General features: G+C 60.7%; 20 protein-coding genes. 7 read left to right on the top strand and 13 right to left on the bottom strand.

Features of this window, described 5'->3' with window-relative positions:
- Positions 1-26: 26 nt before the first annotated feature.
- The 5 genes from AMK05_RS23675 to AMK05_RS23650 all read right to left on the bottom strand — a co-directional run bounded on the left by AMK05_RS23675 (position 27) and on the right by AMK05_RS23650 (position 4,727).
- Positions 27-1,034, bottom strand: a complete 1,008-nt coding sequence (locus AMK05_RS23675) for a sensor histidine kinase (protein WP_064841746.1) — start codon at positions 1,032-1,034, stop codon at positions 27-29.
- Positions 1,034-1,738, bottom strand: coding sequence for a response regulator (locus AMK05_RS23670; protein WP_064841745.1), 705 nt, complete (start codon positions 1,736-1,738; stop codon positions 1,034-1,036). The genes AMK05_RS23675 and AMK05_RS23670 overlap by 1 nt, the downstream gene beginning before the upstream one ends.
- Positions 1,739-1,784: 46 nt before the next feature.
- Positions 1,785-3,281, bottom strand: a complete 1,497-nt coding sequence (locus AMK05_RS23665; protein ID WP_064841744.1) for a DUF4153 domain-containing protein — start codon at positions 3,279-3,281, stop codon at positions 1,785-1,787.
- A gap of 372 nt (positions 3,282-3,653) precedes the next feature.
- Positions 3,654-3,842 (bottom strand): hypothetical protein, encoded by a 189-nt coding sequence (locus AMK05_RS23655; RefSeq protein WP_064841742.1) that lies wholly within the window; start codon positions 3,840-3,842, stop codon positions 3,654-3,656.
- A 168-nt stretch (positions 3,843-4,010) separates the two neighbouring features.
- The gene (locus AMK05_RS23650; protein WP_064841741.1) at positions 4,011-4,727 is read right to left on the bottom strand and encodes an Ig-like domain-containing protein; all 717 of its coding nucleotides are present in this window, start codon (positions 4,725-4,727) and stop codon (positions 4,011-4,013) included.
- Positions 4,728-4,985: 258 nt separating this feature from the next.
- Between AMK05_RS23650 and AMK05_RS34725 the strand changes: the two genes are divergently transcribed.
- The 4 genes from AMK05_RS34725 to AMK05_RS23630 all read left to right on the top strand — a co-directional run bounded on the left by AMK05_RS34725 (position 4,986) and on the right by AMK05_RS23630 (position 6,434).
- A complete protein-coding gene (locus AMK05_RS34725; RefSeq protein ID WP_143535755.1) occupies positions 4,986-5,321 on the top strand; it encodes a hypothetical protein in 336 nt (111 codons plus the stop codon).
- A 35-nt stretch (positions 5,322-5,356) separates the two neighbouring features.
- Complete coding sequence (rpsU, locus tag AMK05_RS23640) at positions 5,357-5,590, top strand: 30S ribosomal protein S21 (RefSeq protein WP_064841739.1); 234 nt, start codon at positions 5,357-5,359, stop codon at positions 5,588-5,590.
- A 72-nt stretch (positions 5,591-5,662) separates the two neighbouring features.
- Positions 5,663-5,857 (top strand): hypothetical protein, encoded by a 195-nt coding sequence (locus tag AMK05_RS23635; protein WP_064841738.1) that lies wholly within the window; start codon positions 5,663-5,665, stop codon positions 5,855-5,857.
- A gap of 97 nt (positions 5,858-5,954) precedes the next feature.
- The gene (locus AMK05_RS23630) at positions 5,955-6,434 is read left to right on the top strand and encodes a pyridoxamine 5'-phosphate oxidase family protein (protein ID WP_064841776.1); all 480 of its coding nucleotides are present in this window, start codon (positions 5,955-5,957) and stop codon (positions 6,432-6,434) included.
- A gap of 16 nt (positions 6,435-6,450) precedes the next feature.
- On the opposite strand, the gene AMK05_RS23625 is transcribed toward AMK05_RS23630, so the two are convergent.
- Positions 6,451-7,362, bottom strand: a complete 912-nt coding sequence (locus AMK05_RS23625) for a LysR family transcriptional regulator (RefSeq protein WP_064841737.1) — start codon at positions 7,360-7,362, stop codon at positions 6,451-6,453.
- A gap of 96 nt (positions 7,363-7,458) precedes the next feature.
- Here AMK05_RS23625 and AMK05_RS23620 point away from each other — a divergent pair, with 96 nt between their 5' ends.
- Positions 7,459-8,334, top strand: a complete 876-nt coding sequence (locus tag AMK05_RS23620) for an aldo/keto reductase family oxidoreductase (protein ID WP_064841736.1) — start codon at positions 7,459-7,461, stop codon at positions 8,332-8,334.
- Positions 8,335-8,424: 90 nt separating this feature from the next.
- Here the strand turns inward: AMK05_RS23620 and ppk2 are convergent, their stop codons facing one another.
- The 7 genes from ppk2 to AMK05_RS23585 form a co-directional block, all read right to left on the bottom strand.
- Positions 8,425-9,339 (bottom strand): polyphosphate kinase 2, encoded by a 915-nt coding sequence (gene ppk2 / locus AMK05_RS23615; RefSeq protein ID WP_064841735.1) that lies wholly within the window; start codon positions 9,337-9,339, stop codon positions 8,425-8,427.
- 109 nt (positions 9,340-9,448) lie between these two features.
- On the bottom strand, positions 9,449-11,101 hold the full coding sequence (locus tag AMK05_RS23610; RefSeq protein WP_064841734.1) for a GMC oxidoreductase: 1,653 nt from the start codon (positions 11,099-11,101) through the stop codon (positions 9,449-9,451).
- An 81-nt stretch (positions 11,102-11,182) separates the two neighbouring features.
- Positions 11,183-12,262 (bottom strand): ABC transporter ATP-binding protein, encoded by a 1,080-nt coding sequence (locus AMK05_RS23605; protein WP_064841733.1) that lies wholly within the window; start codon positions 12,260-12,262, stop codon positions 11,183-11,185.
- Between the two features lie 8 nt (positions 12,263-12,270).
- Positions 12,271-13,155, bottom strand: coding sequence for a carbohydrate ABC transporter permease (locus tag AMK05_RS23600; protein ID WP_064841775.1), 885 nt, complete (start codon positions 13,153-13,155; stop codon positions 12,271-12,273).
- The gene (locus AMK05_RS23595) at positions 13,155-14,042 is read right to left on the bottom strand and encodes a carbohydrate ABC transporter permease (protein ID WP_064841732.1); all 888 of its coding nucleotides are present in this window, start codon (positions 14,040-14,042) and stop codon (positions 13,155-13,157) included. The genes AMK05_RS23600 and AMK05_RS23595 overlap by 1 nt, the downstream gene beginning before the upstream one ends.
- A 92-nt stretch (positions 14,043-14,134) precedes the next feature.
- Positions 14,135-15,367: an ABC transporter substrate-binding protein gene (locus AMK05_RS23590; RefSeq protein ID WP_064841731.1), complete on the bottom strand. Its 1,233-nt coding sequence runs from the start codon at positions 15,365-15,367 to the stop codon at positions 14,135-14,137.
- Between the two features lie 58 nt (positions 15,368-15,425).
- A complete protein-coding gene (locus AMK05_RS23585) occupies positions 15,426-16,379 on the bottom strand; it encodes a sugar phosphate isomerase/epimerase family protein (RefSeq protein ID WP_064841730.1) in 954 nt (317 codons plus the stop codon).
- Between the two features lie 223 nt (positions 16,380-16,602).
- On the opposite strand from AMK05_RS23585, the gene AMK05_RS23580 reads away from it, so the two are divergent.
- Positions 16,603-17,673 carry a LacI family DNA-binding transcriptional regulator gene (locus tag AMK05_RS23580; protein ID WP_064841729.1) on the top strand — a complete coding sequence of 357 codons (1,071 nt, stop codon included), beginning with the start codon at positions 16,603-16,605 and terminating at the stop codon, positions 17,671-17,673.
- Between the two features lie 216 nt (positions 17,674-17,889).
- Positions 17,890-19,764: an adenylate/guanylate cyclase domain-containing protein gene (locus tag AMK05_RS23575; RefSeq protein ID WP_064841728.1), complete on the top strand. Its 1,875-nt coding sequence runs from the start codon at positions 17,890-17,892 to the stop codon at positions 19,762-19,764.
- The last annotated feature ends 37 nt before the right edge of the window (positions 19,765-19,801 follow it).

Below are 19,801 nucleotides of genomic sequence, written 5' to 3'. Positions count from 1 at the left end.
GGAATCTCTTCCCCATCATATGAGAATTACACCGGTATGGTGATTTCGAACTCGGCTCCTGCGCCGGCCGTCTGCAGCAGGCGGATCGTACCGCCATGGGCGCTCAGCATGGCGCGGACGATGCCGAGACCCATGCCGGTGCCGCCTTGTTCGCGGCGGGTTGAAAAGAACGGCTGAAAGATACGTTGGCGATTTGCCTCGGAAATACCGCCGCCGTCGTCACGGACGAGAATAACTGTTGTGCGGGCATCGGCTGACACGCTGAGCTCCAATAGCGTGGCGCCATGCTGAAGGGCATTCTCGGCGAGGTTGGCAAAGATGATGCCGGCTGCTTCCCGGGGAAGAGCAACCCATATATCCGGCCCACCTTTGCCTGAGATATCAAGGGCCGGAAATTGCCCGCGCAGCGAGGACAGAATGTCGGTGATGCTGCTTCTACCATCGGCGACAGGGATTTCCGCCTGCGCAAGTTCCCTCAGCCGCTGCAGCAATGCATCGAGCCGGGCTGCATCGGCGACGATATTGTCGAGAAAGTGCAACCGCTGCGCCTTTGTCATCGCCTTTTCGGCATCGTCGTCGCGCAAAAGCTCTGCAGCGCCGCGGATGGCCGTCAGCGGCGATTTCAGTTCGTGGGAGACATGGGCGGCAAAGGAGCGAACATATTCGGTGCGATCGACCAGTTTTCCGGCGAGATCGAGGAAGCTTTGCGACAGGACGGCGATCTCGCGCGTTCCATGGCTTTCAAGCGGCCGGATTGCCCTCTTGCCGCCGCGGGCGATCTCGTCCGTGCGGGCGATCAAGGCGTCGATCGGGCCGGTGATCGTGCGCGTCAGCACGTAGGCAATGCCGAGCGTCAGTACGGCGACGAAGGCAAGCGCCCCGATTTCCGCCGGCGCCATCCGGTTCGAACTCACCTCGACGGCGCGAAACCAGACGAGGATCAGGATCGGCAGCGCCATGACGGCGAGAAGCACGACATAGACGATCAGCGCCAGTGTCGGGCGCCATTTCGTCCGGACTTTCGGTGCCGGCATCAGGCCTTCCTTCCGATTTCACCGCCGAGTTTGAAGCCGATGCCGTGAACGGTCGCGATGATCCCTCGGCCGCCGGCCGCCAGGAATTTGGCCCTGATGTTGCGGATATGGCTGTCGATCGTCCGGTCGGCGACATAGGTCCCGGCGCCATAGGCCGCCTCCATCAGTCGTTCGCGGCTGAAGACCATGTCGGGGCGCGACAATAATGCGTCCAGGATGGCGAATTCGAGCACCGTCATCGTGATGGCGCTCTCGCCGAACGTGACCATCCTGCCGTGGCGATCCAGGCTGAGCTCGCCCTCGACAAAGGTGGCGCGGCGCCTGTCAGGCACCGCGTCATTGCCGCTGCGCTTCAGGATCGCCTTGACCCTGGCGACGAGTTCGCGCGGGCTGAATGGTTTGGTGACGTAGTCGTCCCCACCGATTTCGAGCCCCAAGACCCTGTCGATCTCCTCGTCGCGCGCCGAAAGAAACAGGATCGGCAAAGCCGAAGTTTTGCGGATCTGGCGGCAGACCTCCAGACCATCCATATCGGGCATGCCGATATCGAGAGTGATGAGATCGATGTTGCCGCGGCGGAAGGCCATCATCGCCTCGGTGCCGTTGCTGGCTGCCATCGGCATCATGCCGGCGCGCTGGAGGGCAAAGCAGATCACATCGCGGATATGAGGTTCGTCATCGACGACGAGAATGCGTGGTGCCATCACCGATCCTGCGTTGTTTGTCGTGCCTGTTGTTATCGTTCTCGTTCTATCTTGCAATGGCTGCAGGAGACAGAAGATAGGTCTCAAGCCGCGCAGATCGGAAGGTCCAGCTCCGCCAGTCGCGCCGGCGCATCTCGAAATTCCTGGCGAGGTAATCCCGAACGGTTACCGCTTCACTCCTTTGGCCGATCAGGTGGTCCGGCAATTTAAGGAGGTAGAGATCGAGCGCCGGAATGACGGACGGGCCGAGCGACGAGAGGTAAGAAAGGTCGAGCGGCGGGCCTTCCTGGCTGATCTCCTGGCTGTGGGCGACATTGAAGCGGGCGATGAAAGCCGGGAAATCGATGAAGGAGCTGATGTAGAAAACCATAAGCAGGGAGGCGAGATTCGTCGCGACCAGCCACGCGTTGGATCGGTTGAGCAGAATGCGCAGCAGGATCAAGACAAGGCCGATGGCGACAATACCCATCCAGAGACCCGCGGCGACGCGCAGTTCGGTCAGCGAATAGACCTCGACATAGAGAGCAAGCCGCAGCATCGACGACAGACAGAGCAGGACGTTCTGAGCGATCCAGGCGTGAACGAGACCGCGGATCAGCGGGCTGTGATCGCCGGGGCCGCCGCGCCGCATCGCGACGAGAACGAAAGCTGCGGCAAGAAGCGCTGTGGCAATCAGGGGATAGGCGCCGCGATGGGCATACTCGGCATGGCTCATGTGCTCTGGCAGATCTGCGCCACCCCAGAGATAGACGAGATCGAGAAGCGTCTGCACGGCAAAGAGCGCATTGAACAGGACGAGCGACCGCAACAGCGAAGCATGGCCGAACGGCGCATTTTTGACGGGCACGATCATGAACGCCCTGGCGGCCTGCGACCTCTTGGTCCAACGCTTCAGGCGCGGCCGCAGCATCGCCCAGACCACAACGGCAATCATCATCCAGAAGCCGATCCGCCAAAGATCGAGGAACTGAAGCAGAGCGGCAAAATTAATGCTGCGCAGCGCAATTTCGATAAGCGGGTTTGCAGCGGCAAAGAGAGATACGAAGACCGCTGCAAGGATGAGCGGCATGATCCAGAGGCCGATGCCCTGTCGCACCGCGGTGAAAGAGACACGTTTTCCCGGTGTCGCAAGAGACTTCCTGATATCTTCGGCAAGCGCCAGGGGCATAACGAGAGCGAAACGGAAGAATACCAGAGGCAGGGCGGGCAGGCGGCGGGGCAGGAGCCTGGCGCTGATGAGCGCCACCGACATCAGCGCCCCGATGCAAAGGACAACGCCCGTCAGAGAAGGCGATTCCACCAGGGGCGCCGACGCCAGAACCGAAAAGCCGAGCAGGAAAGCGGCGGCCGAAAACCGAGTTCTCCTCCTGGCCGAAAGCAGAATGCCGGCGCAGACGGCAAGCGCAAAAAGGAAAAGGTTTATCCCGAACTCCTGGCCAAAGATCAGAAAATCCGCAAGTGCCACGAGCGCAAGCAACGCGACGGTCCGGCCGCTGCCGCGTCTGATCGGCATCGGTTCTGTCAAAGTATCGGCTGTATCCATTGCTGCTCCTCTCGCAATTGCTGCGTTTCGATCACGATGAGCCTGCTTCCCAACCTCGCCGCGGCGGGGGCGTCTTCAGGCCCCTCCGCAAGCCACCACCCGTCATTGCGAAGGCGTTCCGGCAAAACGGAGGGTGCGGGACGGTGCTGGATGTCGTTTTTGCTCATGGCGGCAACATGCCGCGCCGGATTGCAGATTTTGTGCAGAAGGTGAGGAGCTATTCAGGAATCGTCCGCGGCTCGAAAGGTACGGAAGAGGTTTGCGAAAGGCGCGCAGGCAGGTGCGACCCGATCAAGGGATATCTGGTGCAGCCTCGTTCACCGGCCGACTAATGGCATTTATGAGAAGATCAACGCGGGAATAGAGACGGACTCATCTGAATCGTGGGGCGCGCTTGGCATTGTGGAGCAGTTCGCAGGCTGTCGCGAATGGCCCGAAAAGTTTGAGCAACAGTGCCTGTTCCTCTGCGTCTATCCGATGGCGCGCGCAGAACTCGGTCACCGACCAGACTTTCGTCAGATCATCGGTCTCAATTTGCTTGGGTTCGATGTGTTCGGTCAAGGGCGTGTCCTCCGAACTTCGAGACTACCCTTCCCCGGCATATATAAGAACTAGCTAAAAATAATTATTTTGCCGGTCCAGCCGGACTTTGCCTAAAGGCAGGCGGATAGACGAAGACGCCCGCCGATTGCGCGGCGGGCGTCGTATTCCCTGATCTATCGTTGTCGATCAAACGATATGGGACGAGTCAAAATCCGTGCCGGTGATGTTGAGCGTCACCTTGGCAGTGTCCGTGTGGCCTTCGCCGTCGGAGATCTTGTAGTAACGGAGAACTTCCGTGTAGGTCTGACCCGCAACCAGATCAGTATTCAGGTCGTAGGTGAATGTGCCATCCGACTTGACATGGAAAGTGCCGTAGGTGCCGGCAACGTCGGTAACGGCGTCAGTCTTGGCGTCGACCTGCGTGCTCAGGAACTGGCGGAGGAACATCTTGCCGTTGTCGCCGGCAATGTCGTTGTCCAGCACGTTGCCGCCGATGGCATGCCCTTCGGTGAAGCTGAAGACATCGTCGACAGCGACCGGCTTGATCTGGGTTACGCCCTGAATGTTCAGGGTGAACAGGCCGACATCGGTGTGACCGCTGCCGTCGGAGATCTTGTAGGAAACCTTTTCCTGGTACGATTCGCCGTTGGCGAAGCCGATCTTGGCGGCATCGCTCAGGACATAGGTGTAGCTGCCGTCCGGCTTGACGAAGAACGTGCCGTAGTCGCCCTGGATCTCGGTGATCTGGCTGTTGCCGCCCTTGGCGTTAACCGTCGCGCCGTCGAAGGCGCGCAGGAACAGGTGGCCGTTGTCGGATGAATCGTTGGAAAGCAGATTTCCTGAAATAACGTCGGTTTCTAGAAATGTTGCACTATCATCGGTTGCGTGTATCGGCGAAGCCATCGCTCTCTCCTTAAATTATTATGGCGGGTCAGTTTTGACCTCTGCAAGCGGCCCCTTTAACAACCTATTAATACTGCAAGTCAATAGGTTATTTAATGAAAGGTTAATGCCGTCCCCGATATTGTCATTGCTTCATTCGCGACGGAATATTTTCAATTTCAAGCCAAATTGAAGAAAATCCGACTAAATCTATACCCGGCTAACTTGAAGATCGGCAATGAATATATCTAAGGGCGATTCCCGGCGCCGAACCCGGCCATGCCGGGCTATACGTTGCAATCGCGTTCGCCGACGACTATTTTAGGGCTGAAGCGGAACTCGAAGCCGTCACGGCTTGGGAACGAGACGCTTGTACATCGGCTGAATCGACGCGCCCTTGCGGCAACGCGATGGTCAAACCCACAACGATCGATGATGCCGGCAATCGCCGGTAAAGGATTTTTTTTGAACGATACAAATACAGCCACCGCGGTTGCGGTGGCCAACCCGCGGGAGCGTGACGAAGCCGTCAACCGCAAAAGGACTTGGAAGCCGTCTCCCTGCCTTCTTACCCGCCGCGAATTGCAGGCGCTGATCGCCGAGCAGCTCGGCTGATCGCTCGCCATATCTTACGAAAAGGAGAATTCGAAATGCAGGTACTCGTCAGAGACAACAACGTCGATCAAGCCCTCAGGGTTTTGAAAAAGAAAATGCAGCGCGAAGGCCTGTTCCGCGAAATGAAGGAACGGCGCGCCTATGAGAAACCCTCCGAACGGCGCGTCAGGGAAAAGGCGCAGGCGATCAGCCGGCAGCGCAAGGCGGCACGCAAGCAGTTGCAGCGTGAAGGCCTGATCGCCAGACCGAAGCGGGCGGCCGCCCGTTAGAGCAATTCCAGCCAAAGAGCGTACGACCAGCTTGCCAAGCTTCGACGGTTGCATTCCTGGAAAGGACAGACAATGGACGAATTGAATAGCCTCACTGTTTCAGAAGAACGCCTCGAGGATTGCCGCGATGTCGTGGAGCCGGATCTGCAGGATCTCATCCATCGCGCATTGACCTCAGGCTTTTCCCGCGAGGAAATCCTCATCGCCGTCAGCGAACTGGTCGCTGAAGACTTCGCAATGGTCATGGAAACCCCAAGCGTACATTAAGGCACCAGCGCAGCAGATGTGTCCGTGGTCGAATATGCGGAACATTGGCCCGGGCAAATGGTTACGTCGTCTCCCTCTGGCACAAATGGAGACGACGATGGCCGAGCATGACGATGCGACACGGGTATGGGAACTGATCGACAGAATAGGGTTCTGCATGCTGACGACCCGCAGTGGTGACGATCTGCGCGCGCGCCCGATGTCCGCCTATAGTGCCCAGCTCGAGAATGCGGTCTATTTTCTGACCGATGTGGCCAGCCACAAGGACGATCAGATCGCCCGCTGGCCAAATGTGTGCCTTGCCTTTGCCGACACCAAGGGACAGAAATATGTTTCCGTGTCAGGCACTGCCGAGGTCCAGAACGATCGCGGGAAGATCCGCGAGTTATGGGCGACGCCGGCCAAGGCCTGGTGGGACAATCCCGACGATCCCTCCATCCGCGTGCTGAAGATGACCCCGTCTTCGGCCGAATATTGGGACAGCCCGGGCACCATCATCAGCTATATCAAAATGGCGGCCGCAGCGGTTTCCAACAGCAAGCCTGATATGGGCGACAATGCCGAGGTCGAGCTTTGACACATGCAAGCGCTGTTCAGGCCTGCTTGGTCGAGGCTTTGACGAAATCGATGAATGCCCTGAGCGGCGCTGGCACCAACCGCCGTCCGGGATAATAGAGGAACGGCCCGGAAAAGCGCTGCCACCACGGCTCAAGGATCGGCTCGAGGGCGCCGCTCTCGAAATGCGGGCGCAGCCAGTCTTCGAAAACGCAGACGACCCCTGTGCCCGCTATCGCTGCGTCGACGGTCAGATCGGTCGCCCCGCCGACCCGGACGATCAACGGTCCTGAAGGGTCGACCCGCACCATTTCGCCTTCTCGCTCGAACTCCCATGGCGTCGTCAGCGCGCCGCTGGCAAAACGGCCGAGCAGACAGGCGTGGCGAAGAAGTTCGCTCGGATGCTGCGGCCGGCCATGGCGGTCGAGATAGTCAGGGGAGGCGGCGGTGGCAAAACGCTGGACGCGCGGCCCGATCGGCACGGCGATCATATCCTGCTCCAGCCGTTCGTCATAACGGATGCCGGCATCGCACCCGGCAGCAAGCACATCGACGAAGCTCTCCTCGGTGATCACCTCAAGACGAATGTCGGGATAGGCGGCGAGAAACGGCGGAACGATGGCGGGCAGCACCAGCCGCGCGGCGCTGACCGGCACATTGAGCCGCAGCGATCCAGCCGGCCTGTCGCGGAATCCATTGACCACGTCGAGCGCAGACTCCACCTCTGTCAGAGCCGGGCCGAGCCGCTCCAGCAAACCCTTGCCTGCTTCGGTCGGAACGACGCTGCGTGTCGTGCGGTTGAAGAGCCTGACGCCGAGGTCGGCCTCCAGGCGGCGCACCGCCTCACTGAGGAAGGAGGCGCTGCTGCCGCTGGCCCGCGCGCCCTCGCGAAAACCGCCGGCCCGCGCCACCGCAACAAAGGCGTTGAGATCCCCCAAATCGACTTTCACTGTTCGCCACTCCGCACGGCCTGTGCGGATTGTAGCGAATTATCACGCGCGCCGACAACGCCTATCTTGGGGTCACCTCTTGAAAGGAGTGAGATCATGTCCATCATCGATCAGTCCGGAACCTTCAAACTCGGTGACCGCAGCGTGAAGCGGCTCGGCTACGGCGCCATGCAGCTTGCCGGGCCCGGCGTGTTTGGCCCGCCCAGGGATCATGGCGCGGCCTTGGCCGTGCTGCGCGAGGCAGTCGCGAGCGGCGTCAACCACATCGACACCAGCGATTTCTACGGCCCGCACGTCACCAACCAGATCATCCGGGAAGCGCTTCATCCCTATCGCGACGATCTCGTCATCGTCACCAAGATCGGCGCACGGCGCGGCGCGGACGGATCCTGGATTCCGGCTTTCTCGCGCGAAGAGCTGACCGCGGCCGTGCACGACAACCTTCGTAATCTCGGCCTTGACGTGCTCGATGTCGTCAACTTCAGGATCGCCTTCGATCTGCATGGCCCCGCCGAAGGATCGATCGAAGCACCCCTGACGGCGCTGGCCGATCTCCAGCGGCAAGGCCTCGTTCGTCACGTGGGCTTAAGCAACGCCACGTCGAAGCAGATTGGCGAAGGGCGCGGAATCACCGAGATCGTCTGCGTGCAGAACCAGTACAATCTTGCCCATCGGGCCGACGATCGCCTGATCGACGAACTCGCGCGCGAAGGCACCGCCTATGTGCCCTTCTTCCCGCTCGGCGGCTTCAGCCCGCTGCAGTCCTCCACCCTGTCCGATGTCGCCACGCGTCTTCATGCGACGCCCATGCAGGTCGCGCTCGCCTGGCTGCTGCGGCGCGCTCCGAATATTCTGCTGATCCCCGGCACCTCGTCCGTCGCCCATCTGAGGGAGAATCTTTCCGCTGCCGCGCTGGTGCTGCCGGATGATGCCGTCGCGGAACTGGACCTTATGGCTGATATCGCTGCCTGACGACGCTCCAAGCCCAGGGGCATCGCTACACCACACTGATGCGTGGTGTAGCGATGCCAGAAACGTCAGACAACCGGTATGATTATGCGCTCAATAGCGCTCCGGCACATGCATTTCAGGCGGAACCGGCGCCCTGTTATAGTCGGCGTGGCGGATGCGGTCCGGCAGTTCGATGTCCGGCTTGGGAACATCCTCATAAGGGATCTGCTCAAGAAGATGGGCGATGCAGTTCAACCGCGCCCGTTTCTTGTCCACGGCCTGTACCACCCACCAGGGTGCATCCTTGCTGTGCGTGCGCACCAGCATTTCTTCCTTGGCCTTGGTATATTCCTCCCAATGGACACGGCTTTCCATATCCATCGGTGAGAGCTTCCACTGCTTCAGCGGATCGTGAATACGCATCTTGAAGCGGAATTCCTGTTCCTCGTCGGTGATCGAAAACCAGTATTTGATCAGCACGATGCCGGAACGGACCAGCATGCGTTCGAATTCCGGCACCGAGCGGAAGAATTCCTCGAGTTCGTCAGGGGTGCAGAACCCCATCACGCGCTCGACGCCGGCGCGGTTGTACCAGCTGCGGTCGAAGAGCACGATTTCGCCGGCTGTGGGAAGGTGTGGGACATAGCGCTGGAAATACCATTGATGGCGCTCCCGCTCGGTCGGGGCAGGCAGCGCGACGGTCCGGCAGACGCGCGGGTTGAGCCTCTGGGTGACGCGCTTGATCGCGCCGCCCTTGCCGGCCGAATCGCGGCCTTCGAAAAGCACGACCACCTTCAACTTCTTGTGCTGAACCCAATCCTGCAGCCGCACCAGCTCGTGCTGCAGCCGGAAGAGTTCCCGGAAGTAGATCTTTCGCTCGAGCGTCTGCTCGGCAGGTTCCGACATTCCCTCGGCGACCAGATCGTCCAGCCGATCCTCCTCCATCTGCATTTCCAGCTCCTCATCGAAGCTGTCGGCGATTTCGGCCTTTATCCGGTTAAGCTGGTCCTGATGTGATTGCGACATGGGTTTTTCCTTCCTGCTTTTCTTGACAGGAGCATGTCAGTGCGAAGGTTATATGACGACCACTGATCGAGCTGAAACGGTTACCCCAGTCTCTCGTTCCAAGCGCGCCTTAAAACTGCCCCGCCCGGTACCGGTCGACCAGGTTTCGGCAGGCGCGGAGCGTCAGGGCCATGACGGTGAGCGTCGTGCCGGCGATACCGCTGCCGGGAAAGGCGCTGGCGTCGGTGACGATGAGGTTCGGGGCATCCCAGACCTGATTATAGGGATTGAGCACCGAAGCCTCCGGGCCCTCGCCCATGCGCGCGCCGCCGGTTTCATGGATCGCCGCACCCATGCACATGGTCTTGCGGAACCATGTGCGGAACATGAAGCGGCTGAAGGCATCGGCATCCGGGAAGGCGCCCTTGCCCATCTCCTTGAGGCCGGTGGGCGAGCCGATGAATTCGAGCTCGCCGCCGACTTCGCTGATCATGGCGATCAGCGTCTCCTCCTGTCGGCGAAGCAGCGCCTGCTCCTCCGCCTGCATGACGCAGCGGATATGCGGCACGGGAATGTTCCAGGCGTCCTTGCGCCTGACATCGAGCGTGATGCGATTGTCGGCATAGGGCAGCATGCGACCGAAGCCGAAGAAGGCGAGGCGCGCATCGGTGGCGCCTGAGACCGGCGCGCGGCCGACGCTGCCTTGGTAGTCGAAATCGCCGCGGGCGGCATCGCCCTCACCGAAGCGGGGGATGAAGATCCCACCCGACGGATTGTAGAACGGGTCGGTCGGAGCGGAATCGTCGGGCGCCCAGCCCTTCGCCTTCGAGAAGGAGCCGAAGGCGAGGCAGGGAAGCTGATCCATGAAATAGCGGCCGAGGACGCCGGAGCTGTTGCCGAGCCCGTCAGGATGTCTTGCCGAAGCCGAATTCAGGAGCAGCCGCACGCTCTCTATCGGCGAGGCGGAAAGAACCACCGTCGCGGCACGCGCCGTCGATACTTCTCCCGTATTGCGGTCGATGAATTCGGCGCCGGTGGCGCGGCCGGTTTTCTCGTCCGTGGTGATGCGGCGAACGACGGCGTCGTAGCGGACCGTCAGCCGGCCGGTGGTCTTGGCATCCTTAAGCGGCCGCGGCATGCGTTCGACGTCCGGCGCAATGTAGCGCCAGGAAACGACGCGCCTCTCCGGCCAACGGCTTTCGACCGCCTGCTTGAAGATCTGTTCGGCCGGCGTCAGGCTGGCCGGTTTGGCATAGATGCCGTCGGGCAGGGTCGGCACATCATCCTTGTTGCCGTAAAGCCCGAGATAGGCCTCCACTTCCTCATAAAATGGCACCAGCTCGTCATAGGAGACCGGCCAGTCCACGCCCTTGCCCGTGCGCGACCGGATCTTGAAATCATCGTCGGTCCAGCGCAGCAGCACCCGGCCGAAACTGTGGAGACGCCCGCCGCCCTGGCGGCCGCGGATCCAGAGAAAGGGCTCGCCCTTTGGCGTCGTATAGGGATTTTTGCGGTCGTTGACGAAGAAGTGGCTGAAGCGCTCGGTAAAAAACGCCGCCCGCGCCTGGATCGGCTGGCCCTTGATTGTGGCCCGCGCCCGCTCCCAGATATTGATGCTGCTGGCGGGTGCCTTCTTGCGCGCCGGGTCGAAATCCCTGGGACCCACGGCCGGACCAGCTTCGAGCAGCAGTACGGACAGCCCCTGGGCCGTCAGTTCTTTGACCGCGAAGGAACCCGCCGCGCCGGAGCCGATCACCAGCGCATCGTAGACGATCTCAGACATGTCTTTCCAAATCCTGTCCTGGAGCGATTGCTCAAAACGGCGCGCAGCGCGCCGGAAATTGCGAGAAAACCAAGGGGCGCATCAGAGCCGCGCCCCGTCGGCGCCGAAGAGCGACGCCTTGGCGATATCGAGCCCGGGAGCCACGGCGTCGCCCGACTGCAGGGCCACGTCGCCCATCAGCCTCAGCGAGAGGCTTTGATCGGCCCAGTCGAACCAGACAACGGCATCGGACCCCATCGGCTCGACGACGGAAACGCGGCCGGGAATGGTGGGCAGGCTACCTGCCCCCTCGAGCACCAGATGCTCAGGGCGAAAGCCGAGGGTCGCCGGTCCTTCCGCCGCCGCTGTTTGAAAGGAATAATCGGAGAGTTCGACGGCAAGTCCCTTGCTCCGAAAGACCAGCGCGCTGTCGCCGCGCTCGATCCGGCCCTCGACGAAGTTCATCGCCGGCGCGCCGATGAAACCGGCAACGAAGAGGTTGGCCGGGCGGCGATAGATCTCGGCGGGCGAGGCAAGCTGCTGGATGACGCCGTCGCGCATGATGGCGATGCGGTCGGCAAGGGTCAGGGCCTCGACCTGATCATGGGTCACATAGATCATGGTGTTGCCGAGGCGCTGATGCAGCTTCTTGATCTCGACGCGCAATTCGTTGCGCAGCTTGGCGTCGAGGTTCGACAGCGGTTCGTCGAAGAGAAAGACATCGACTTCGCGCACCAGCGCCCGGCCGATGGCGACACGCTGGCGCTGGCCGCCGGAAAGTTCGGCCGGGCGCCGGTCGAGCAGCATATCGAGGCGAAGGAGAGCGGCCGTGCGGGCGACACGTTCCTCGATCTCGGCCTTCGGCAGACCGGCGACGCGAAGGCCGAAGGAGAGGTTCTTGCGAACCGACATGCGCGGGTAGAGCGCGTAGGACTGGAAGACCATGCCGATGCCGCGGTCTTTCGGCTCCTCCCAGCTGACGTTCTTGCCTGAGATCCAGATCTCGCCCCCAGCGATGTCCTGCAGTCCGGCAATGGCGTTCAGCAAAGTCGACTTGCCGCAGCCGGAAGGGCCGAGCAGCACCAGGAACTCCTGCGGGGCAATATCGATCGACATTTTTTCGATCACCGTATGGTGGCCATAGGCGATCTTCAGATCCTTGACGGAGACGGCGGATTGCATGGAAGCGTTTACCCCTTGACTGCGCCGGCGGCGATGCCGCGCACGAACCAGCGGCCGGACAGGAAATAGATGGCAAGCGGAACGACGGCGGTCAGGATCGTCGCCGCCATGTTCACATTGTAGGTGCGCTCACCCATCGTGGTGTTGACGATATTGTTGAGCTGGACCGTCATCGGCAGATTGTCGCGCCCGGCGAAGACGAGGCCGAGCAGGAAGTCGTTCCAGATGCCGGTGAACTGCAGCATCGAGACCACGACCACCATCGGCACGGCGATCGGCAGCATGATCTCGAAAAAGATCCGCCAGAAGCCGGCGCCGTCGACGCGTGCCGCCTTGCAGAGCTCTTCCGGCACGCTGACGAAATAATTGCGAAAGAGCAGCGTCACCAGCGGCAGGCCGAAGATGACATGCACGAGAATGATGCCGGCAAGCGAATTGTAGAGTTCGACATTCGCCATCACCCGGACCATCGGATAGAGGAAGATCTGGTAGGGGATGAGACCGCCGGCCATCAGCAGGCCGAAGAGCAGGTTGGCCCCGCGCGGCCGCCAGAGCGACAGCGCATAGCCGTTAACGGCGCCGATAAAGACCGAGAGTGCGACCGCGGGAAGGGTGATCGCCACCGAATTCCAGAAGCCGCTGCGAATGCCGACACAGACGGTCCCCATGCAGGCGCCCGACCAGGCAGTCACCCAGGCGGAGAAATCGAGCGTTGCCGGCAAGGCGAAGATCTGCCCGAGCCGGATTTCGTCCATCGACTTCAGCGAGGTGACGACCATGGTGTAGAGCGGCAGAAGAAAGAAAAGTGCGGCGACGACCAGGAAGGCATAAAGGCCGATGCGCCCGGCGGTGATCTGCGCCGGCTTGGGGCCATTCGGATGAGGACCAGCCATCATGCGGGTCCCTTCGCTCTGTCGCGCATGTGCATCGCGTAGCGAAACGGGGCGACTGCGATGATCACGCCGAGGACAAGCACCGTCGCGCCGGCGGTGGCGAGGCCGAGGTTCTGGCGCCCGAACAGGTTATCCATGATGAATTTCGCCGGCACCTCCGTCGCATTGCCGGGGCCGCCATTGGTCATGGCGACGACGATGTCGTAGGTCTTGATCACCCCCATGGCGAGCAGCATGCCGGCTGCAGCCAGCGCCGGCCCGAGCTGCGGCAGGACGATCGAGACATAGATCCGCCAGACGGGAATGCCGTCTATCCGCGCCGCCTTCCATTGCTCGGCCTCGATCCCGCGCATGCCGGCCAGCGCGATGACCATGACCAGGCCCGCGCCTTGCCATACGCCGGCAAGCACCAGCGCATAGATCGCCATGTCGCGATTGACCACCCAGTCGAGGACGAAGCTTTCCCAGCCGAGCGAACCCACGCTCGCCTGGATGCCGAGGGTCGGATTGAGCATCCATTGCCAGATCAGCCCGGTCACCACGAAGGACATGGCGTAGGGATAAAGAAATATGGTCCGGAAGGCGCTTTCGAAGCGGATCTTGCGATCCAGCGCCGCAGCCAGCAAGAAGCCAAGCAAAAGGCAGCCCGCGACGTAGAGCACGCCGAAGATCAACACGTTTTGCAGCGATGCCAGCCATTTGGCGGAAGAGAACAGTTTCGAGTACTGCGCAAATCCGACATAGGTCGAGGATGGAAAAAGCGTCGAGTTGGTGAAGGACAGGCGGATCGACCAGCCCATGGTGCCGATGAAGACCACGACCGCGACGAACCAAGTCGGCAACAGGGCGATGGTGGCGGAAAGATTGGGTTTGCGTTTGATGGGCATCGGCCAGCTCGTTGACGGAAAAGCGGGGCACGCCGCCGCGCACTCCAGTCGGCATGCGGCGTCGGGATCAGGCCGACGCCGCAGGCACTATTCTACTCGAACACGGCGAAGAAATTCTCGGCCGCAGAGGTCGCATCGTTCGAGCTACCGCTCCAGTACTCGTCGACGAAATCGTCGAGCGCCCCGACTTGCTGGGGAGTAAGCACGATCGCCTGATCCGGGACGATCGCACCGGCGGCCATCAGCTCGGCACCCTTCTGGGCGCAGACATCAAGCTTCGACTTGTCGACGTCGGTGCGCATCGGAACCGAGCCTTTCTTCAAGGCGAATTCGACCTGCACTGCCGGATCCATGACGACTTCGGCGAGAAGTTTCTGCGCCTTGTCGGTCGCGGCATTGCCGGTCTTCGGGAACCAGAGGGAATCGGCGATATAGACCATGCCCTTGGACTCCGGCACGATCATGCAGCCATAATCCTTGCCCGGCTCTTTGCCGGCGACAGTGAATTCGCCCTTTGCCCAATCGCCCATGAACTGCACCCCGGCCTTGGCGGTGATCAGCATCGCCGTCGCGTCGTTCCAGTTGCGGCCAGCGGCACCCGCATCGACATAGCCGCGCAGCTTGCCGAGAATTTCGAGGGTCTTCTTCACGCCGTCAATGGAGGCCTGGCTCTTGTCCTTGTCGACATAGATCTTCAGGAAGCCGTCGATCCCGACCTGCGAGAGCAGGATCATGTTGAAGACCTTGGTCTGCTGCCAGGGCTGGCCGCCCCAGGCAACGGGAACGATGCCGGCAGCCTTCAGCTTGTCGAAGTCGGCGAAGAACTCGTCCCAGCTCTTGGGCTCCTCGGCGATGCCGGCCTTGCCGAAGGCCTCCTTGGAATAGAAGACCCAGCTTTCGCCATGGGCGCCGGTCGGCGCGAGATAGACCTTGCCGTCATAGGAGATGAGATTATGGATCGATTTAGGCAGGACGTCGGCCCATTTGCCGGCACCGGCTACGTCATCGATCGGGTTGAACAGGCCTTGGTTGACAAAATCCGCAGCCGCGAGGCCGATGACGCCCTGCTTGGCGCCGGGCGCGTCACCGGCGACGATACGGTTCTGGAAGGCGGCATCGGCGGCGCCGAAGCCGGCGATCGAGGAATCCTTCCAGACGCCGCCGCGCTTTTCAAACTCGGTCTTGATGACGTTGAGGGCTGCCGCTTCGCCGCCCGACGTCCAGGACGACATGATCTCGATTGTCGGTTTGTCCTCGGCATGCGCCGAAGCGAAGAGACCGGCGAATGCCACACCGGCAAGAAAAAGCTTCATCATTGTCTTCATTGTTCCACCTCGTGAAAATGCCCTCTTTGCGGGGCGTTCGTTGTCTTGGGAATCATTGTCAGCGATAGATCGGCAGGAGCGCCTGCCGGACGAGCGTGAGCCCGTTGGCGATGTCGCGGACGGGATCCGGCGCGGCATCGAGTTCGAGAATTGCCCAACCTTCATAGGCCCGGTCGCGCAGCAGCCGGATCCAGGCCGGCCAGTCGACCCGCCCAAGGCCGAAGCCGCAGAAATAGGGGCGGTGGCGATCGTGGATGTGCTTGTCGATCGGCGTGTCGGCGGGCATGGGCCCGATCGCATCCTTCCAATGGGTGATGATCATGCGCTCGTGGTGGCGATCGACGAGTTGGACGGGATCGGAGCCGGCAACGATGATATGGGCCGTGTCCGGGCACATGTGCACATAGGCCGGGTCGGTCAGAAGCATCAGCAGATCGACGTCACGCGCGGCGGCAAAAATCGAGTGCGCCTCGGTGTGCAGCGCCAGCCGCACGCCCCTGGCATAGAGGGTCGCGCCGAGCCGGTTCAGAAAATCGGCAATCACCTTGGCGCGGTCGAAATCATAAAACTGCGCCGGCTGGGCGCCGAGCGTCTGGCGAAGCGGGGCGCCGATCACCATGATGTCGCTGCCGCAGGCTTTCAGGAAGTCGGCATAGCGTTCCGCCTTGTCGATCAGCGCGCGCTGGGCCTCGGGCTCGGCGAAATCGCCGGCCGCCTCCAGTTCCGCGAAGAAGCCGCTGCAGAGCGTTAGGCCGCGTTTTGCCAGCTCGGCGGCGAAAGCGTCGACGGAACCATAGGTCTTGATGGCATCCTGCCAGTTGAAGGGAGAGAAGGTCAGTTCGACGCCTGTGACGCCGGAGGCCTGGACGCTGTCGAGAATCTTGTCCCAGAAGGCGCGCGGTTCGGCGCGCGCATAGTCGATGATTGCGTCATGGCTATCGACACCCCAGAAGCCGGGATCGAAGAACGTCACGAGATCGACGCCGAAGCGGAGCCTGTCGCCAGTAGCCATAATCCATCCATTTCTAAAGGCATGACCTACCCGTCTGCGGAAGAGCGGTTCCACATTCAATAAATCATGAATTTTCAACGCATTAAGGAATGGCAATCGTTTGCCATGACCCAGATGATAATCAAGCTGGTTTTTTACGCAAGCGATTTTTGGCAAACGTTTGCTATAGATCGCCGGCTGTCTTAGAGTTGCAAATCGAAGCATCCGGGAGAATGAAACAAACGTGAATAAAAACAAGGATGTGGCCGTCGAGGAGCAGTCGGGAGCGCTGATGGCCGATGTTGCGCGGCTCGCCGGTGTCGCCATCTCAACGGTCAGCCGTGCGCTCGCCAATCCCGGACGGGTCAACGAGAAGACGCGCGCCAAGATCAACGCGGCGGCCAAGCAGCTCGGCTATACTCCCAATGCGATGGCGCGCGGTCTCAGGGTCGGCAAATCCAACATCATCATGATCATCCTGCCCGGATCGCTCTATTACGGCGTCTCACAGATCATTCCTCAGGTTCTGCAGAGCATCAACAAGTCGCTGATCCAGGGCGGCTACAATCTGATGATCGCCAACCTCGATCGCGACGAGATTTCCGAGCGGCACATTCTCGACCTCGCCTTCGGAGGCAGCGTGCGCGGAGCCATCATCCTGTCGTCGAAACTTCCGGAGGTCGATGGGCGGTCGATGGCAAACTCCGGCCTGCCGATCGTTTCGATGCTGCTCGACATGAGCGATGCGGGCCTGCAGAGCGTCGTCACCAACGACCGCGAGGCTGTGCGCGACGTCACGGCCGAACTGATCCGGCTGGGCCATCGCCGTTTCTTCTATCTTGCAGGACCTGAAGGCAATTACCATGACGTCGAGCGCTATGGCGGCGTGCTCGAGGCGCTTGAGGCAGCCGGCCTATCGAAGGAGGCCGTACGTCGCTCGGGCGGTCGTCTCGATTATCAGCACGGTTTCGACATCGGCGTGCAGGCGGCAGACGATTTCGCTGGATTGGACGAGAAACCAACGGCGGTCATCGCCACCAGCGATGACATGGCCATCTCATTTGTCAGCTGCATCAAGCGCGCAGGCTTGAGTATTCCCGATGATCTGTCCGTCGTCTCCTTCGACGGTTCGCCCGTCTGCGAATTCTCCTCGCCACCGCTCTCGACGATCGAACAGCCGGTGGAAGAAATGGGCCGCGCCGCGGTGAAACTGCTGCTCGACGCCATTGGCCAGAGGCAAAACCCAGTCTCGGTGCGCACCATCATCCGCAGCAAGCTTATCCTGCGGGAAAGCATCGCCCCTCCGAAGGGTTGACGATGGCATAACCGGTTCGCACATCCCGTACAGAAACGCCGGGCCGAAGCGTCATGTGCAACTTCTCGCTGCCGTAATCCGCGACATCGAAGCTCTCCAGGAGTTCTTACGGACGAGAGGGAGATTTTAGTTGTCAGTAATACGATCGTCCGGCAACATTACTGGCTAGTTTCTCGAATTGAATAGTATTGCCACCAGCACGTTGGGGAGACGGGCATGTGCGCAGAGCTTGTCGAGCGTCGATTGACGGCTATTCTGGCTGCCGATGTAGTGGGGTACAGCCGTCTCCTGGAGGCAAACGAAGAGGAGACGCTTAATGCCCTTCGCCAGCATCGCCGCGAGCTCTTCGAACCTGCTGTCGCGACCCACGACGGGCGTATAATCAAGGTCATGGGCGACGGTTTCCTGGTCGAGTTCGGTAGCGTGCTCAGTGCCGCACGATGCGCAGTCGAAATCCAGCGCGGCATGCTGGAGCGCAATATGGAGCTTCCAGCCGACAGGCACTTTGCGTTTCGAATAGGCTTGAATTTGGGCGACATCGTCTTCGATGCGGACGACTTTCATGGGGACGGCATTAATGTGGCGGTCCGGCTACAAGCCCTTGCAGCTCCGGGCGGCATTGCCTGTTCGGCGGCGGTGCGCCACGAAGTCGGAAACAAACTCGGCCTCGAGTTCGCAGACCAGGGCGAAAAGACCGTCAAGAACATCTCCCGTCCGGTGCATGTCTATTTTGCCGATTGGGGCAATGTCGCCTCCCGTGAAGGGGTGCCGTTTGCCGCAAACGGCCACACGCAGGCACCAGTCAACAAGCCATCCGTGGCAATCCTGCCATTTGCCAACATCAGCGACGATCCCGCCCAGGAGTTTTTCAGCGACGGCATCACCGAGGACATCATCACTGATCTATCGAATGTTTCAGGCCTGTTTGTACTGAGCCGCAATACTGTCTTTACATGGAAAGGCCGGAGCGAAAACCTGCAGCGCATCGCCAGGGAGCTCGGGGTTGCCTATGTCGTAGAGGGCAGCGTCCGCAAGGCCGGCAACCACGTCAGGATCAATGCCGAATTGATCGACGCAGCCAGCGACGGCCACGTCTGGGCCGCGCGTTACGACCGCGACCTCACCGATATCTTCGAAGTGCAGGACGAGATCACCAAGGCAATTGTCGAGCAGCTCAAGGTCAAGCTGCTCCCGGAGGAAAAGGAGGCAATCGAGCAAGCGCCGACAGAGAGCGTCGAAGCTTATACGCACTTCCTCAGAGGGCGCGAATACTACCATATTGCTTCGCGCTCGAACCATCTAATGGCCAGGCAGAGCTTCGCCAGAGCCATCGAATTGGATCCGAATTATGCCCGCGCCTATGCCGGCATCGCGGTTTGCGATGCGCGTCTGCGGTCTCAGTTCGGCGCCGAGATTCCGGTGGAGGACATTCTCGCGAATACGGCGACAGCGCTCGTTATCGATCCCAATCTGGCGGAGGCCCATGCGGCCAAGGGATTTGCGTTGGCGGTGGCCGGCGATCGCACTGACGCAGTTTCTGCCTTCGAACAGGCTTTGTCGCTTGACGCCAATTGTCATGAGGCAAATCGGTACTACGCCGAATTCTGCGTCACCGAAGGTCAATTCAAACTCGCGGCTACGCACTTTCAGCGTGCGATGGAAATCAAGCCCGCCGATTATGGTGCGCCGATCATGCTTGTGAACGTCCTTCGTTCGCTCGGACAAATAGACAAGGCCAGCAGCTATGCGCGGATCGCGTTGAAAAAGGCGGAGGAAGAACTGCGGCTGCATCCGGAGAATGCCAATGTTGCTTGCCTGGGAGCGACGGTGCTCGCCTTTCTCGGTGTTCGCGATCGGGCTCTGGAATGGTTGGCCCGCTCTCTGGCGACAGATCCCGACGATATAAACATTCAGTACAATGCCGCCTGCACCTATGCACTGCTTGGCGAGATTGAGCGGGCGATAGACTTGCTCGAGGTCTGGATGCCTCAAGTCGGCATCGAGATGCGGCTATGGTTCAAGAATGATTCCGACCTCGATCCCATTCGCAGTCACCCGCGTTATTCAAGCTTGGTTGAGCTGTCAGAATAACGCCCCGTACATTTTGGCGGACTAGTTCTAATTCTAT

Origin of the sequence: Rhizobium sp. N324 (assembly GCF_001664485.1) — a bacterium.
In the GTDB taxonomy this organism is placed as follows: Bacteria; Pseudomonadota; Alphaproteobacteria; order Rhizobiales; family Rhizobiaceae; genus Rhizobium.
The sequence above is the reverse complement of the archived record's forward strand: the minus strand, read 5'-3'. Positions and strand labels throughout refer to the sequence as shown.

What these genes read in the sequence shown, in the direction of transcription:
- AMK05_RS23675 (WP_064841746.1), bottom strand. Translation starts at nt 1,034, where the DNA reads ATGCCGGCACCGAAAGTCCGGACGAAATGGCGCCCGACACTGGCGCTG.
- AMK05_RS23670 (WP_064841745.1), bottom strand. Translation starts at nt 1,738, where the DNA reads ATGGCACCACGCATTCTCGTCGTCGATGACGAACCTCATATCCGCGAT.
- AMK05_RS23665 (WP_064841744.1), bottom strand. Translation starts at nt 3,281, where the DNA reads ATGGATACAGCCGATACTTTGACAGAACCGATGCCGATCAGACGCGGC.
- AMK05_RS23650 (WP_064841741.1), bottom strand. Translation starts at nt 4,727, where the DNA reads ATGGCTTCGCCGATACACGCAACCGATGATAGTGCAACATTTCTAGAA.
- AMK05_RS34725 (WP_143535755.1), top strand. Translation starts at nt 4,986, where the DNA reads ATGCCGGGCTATACGTTGCAATCGCGTTCGCCGACGACTATTTTAGGG.
- rpsU (WP_064841739.1), top strand. Translation starts at nt 5,357, where the DNA reads ATGCAGGTACTCGTCAGAGACAACAACGTCGATCAAGCCCTCAGGGTT.
- AMK05_RS23635 (WP_064841738.1), top strand. Translation starts at nt 5,663, where the DNA reads ATGGACGAATTGAATAGCCTCACTGTTTCAGAAGAACGCCTCGAGGAT.
- AMK05_RS23630 (WP_064841776.1), top strand. Translation starts at nt 5,955, where the DNA reads ATGGCCGAGCATGACGATGCGACACGGGTATGGGAACTGATCGACAGA.
- AMK05_RS23620 (WP_064841736.1), top strand. Translation starts at nt 7,459, where the DNA reads ATGTCCATCATCGATCAGTCCGGAACCTTCAAACTCGGTGACCGCAGC.
- ppk2 (WP_064841735.1), bottom strand. Translation starts at nt 9,339, where the DNA reads ATGTCGCAATCACATCAGGACCAGCTTAACCGGATAAAGGCCGAAATC.
- AMK05_RS23610 (WP_064841734.1), bottom strand. Translation starts at nt 11,101, where the DNA reads ATGTCTGAGATCGTCTACGATGCGCTGGTGATCGGCTCCGGCGCGGCG.
- AMK05_RS23605 (WP_064841733.1), bottom strand. Translation starts at nt 12,262, where the DNA reads ATGCAATCCGCCGTCTCCGTCAAGGATCTGAAGATCGCCTATGGCCAC.
- AMK05_RS23600 (WP_064841775.1), bottom strand. Translation starts at nt 13,155, where the DNA reads ATGGCTGGTCCTCATCCGAATGGCCCCAAGCCGGCGCAGATCACCGCC.
- AMK05_RS23595 (WP_064841732.1), bottom strand. Translation starts at nt 14,042, where the DNA reads ATGCCCATCAAACGCAAACCCAATCTTTCCGCCACCATCGCCCTGTTG.
- AMK05_RS23590 (WP_064841731.1), bottom strand. Translation starts at nt 15,367, where the DNA reads ATGAAGACAATGATGAAGCTTTTTCTTGCCGGTGTGGCATTCGCCGGT.
- AMK05_RS23585 (WP_064841730.1), bottom strand. Translation starts at nt 16,379, where the DNA reads ATGGCTACTGGCGACAGGCTCCGCTTCGGCGTCGATCTCGTGACGTTC.
- AMK05_RS23575 (WP_064841728.1), top strand. Translation starts at nt 17,890, where the DNA reads ATGTGCGCAGAGCTTGTCGAGCGTCGATTGACGGCTATTCTGGCTGCC.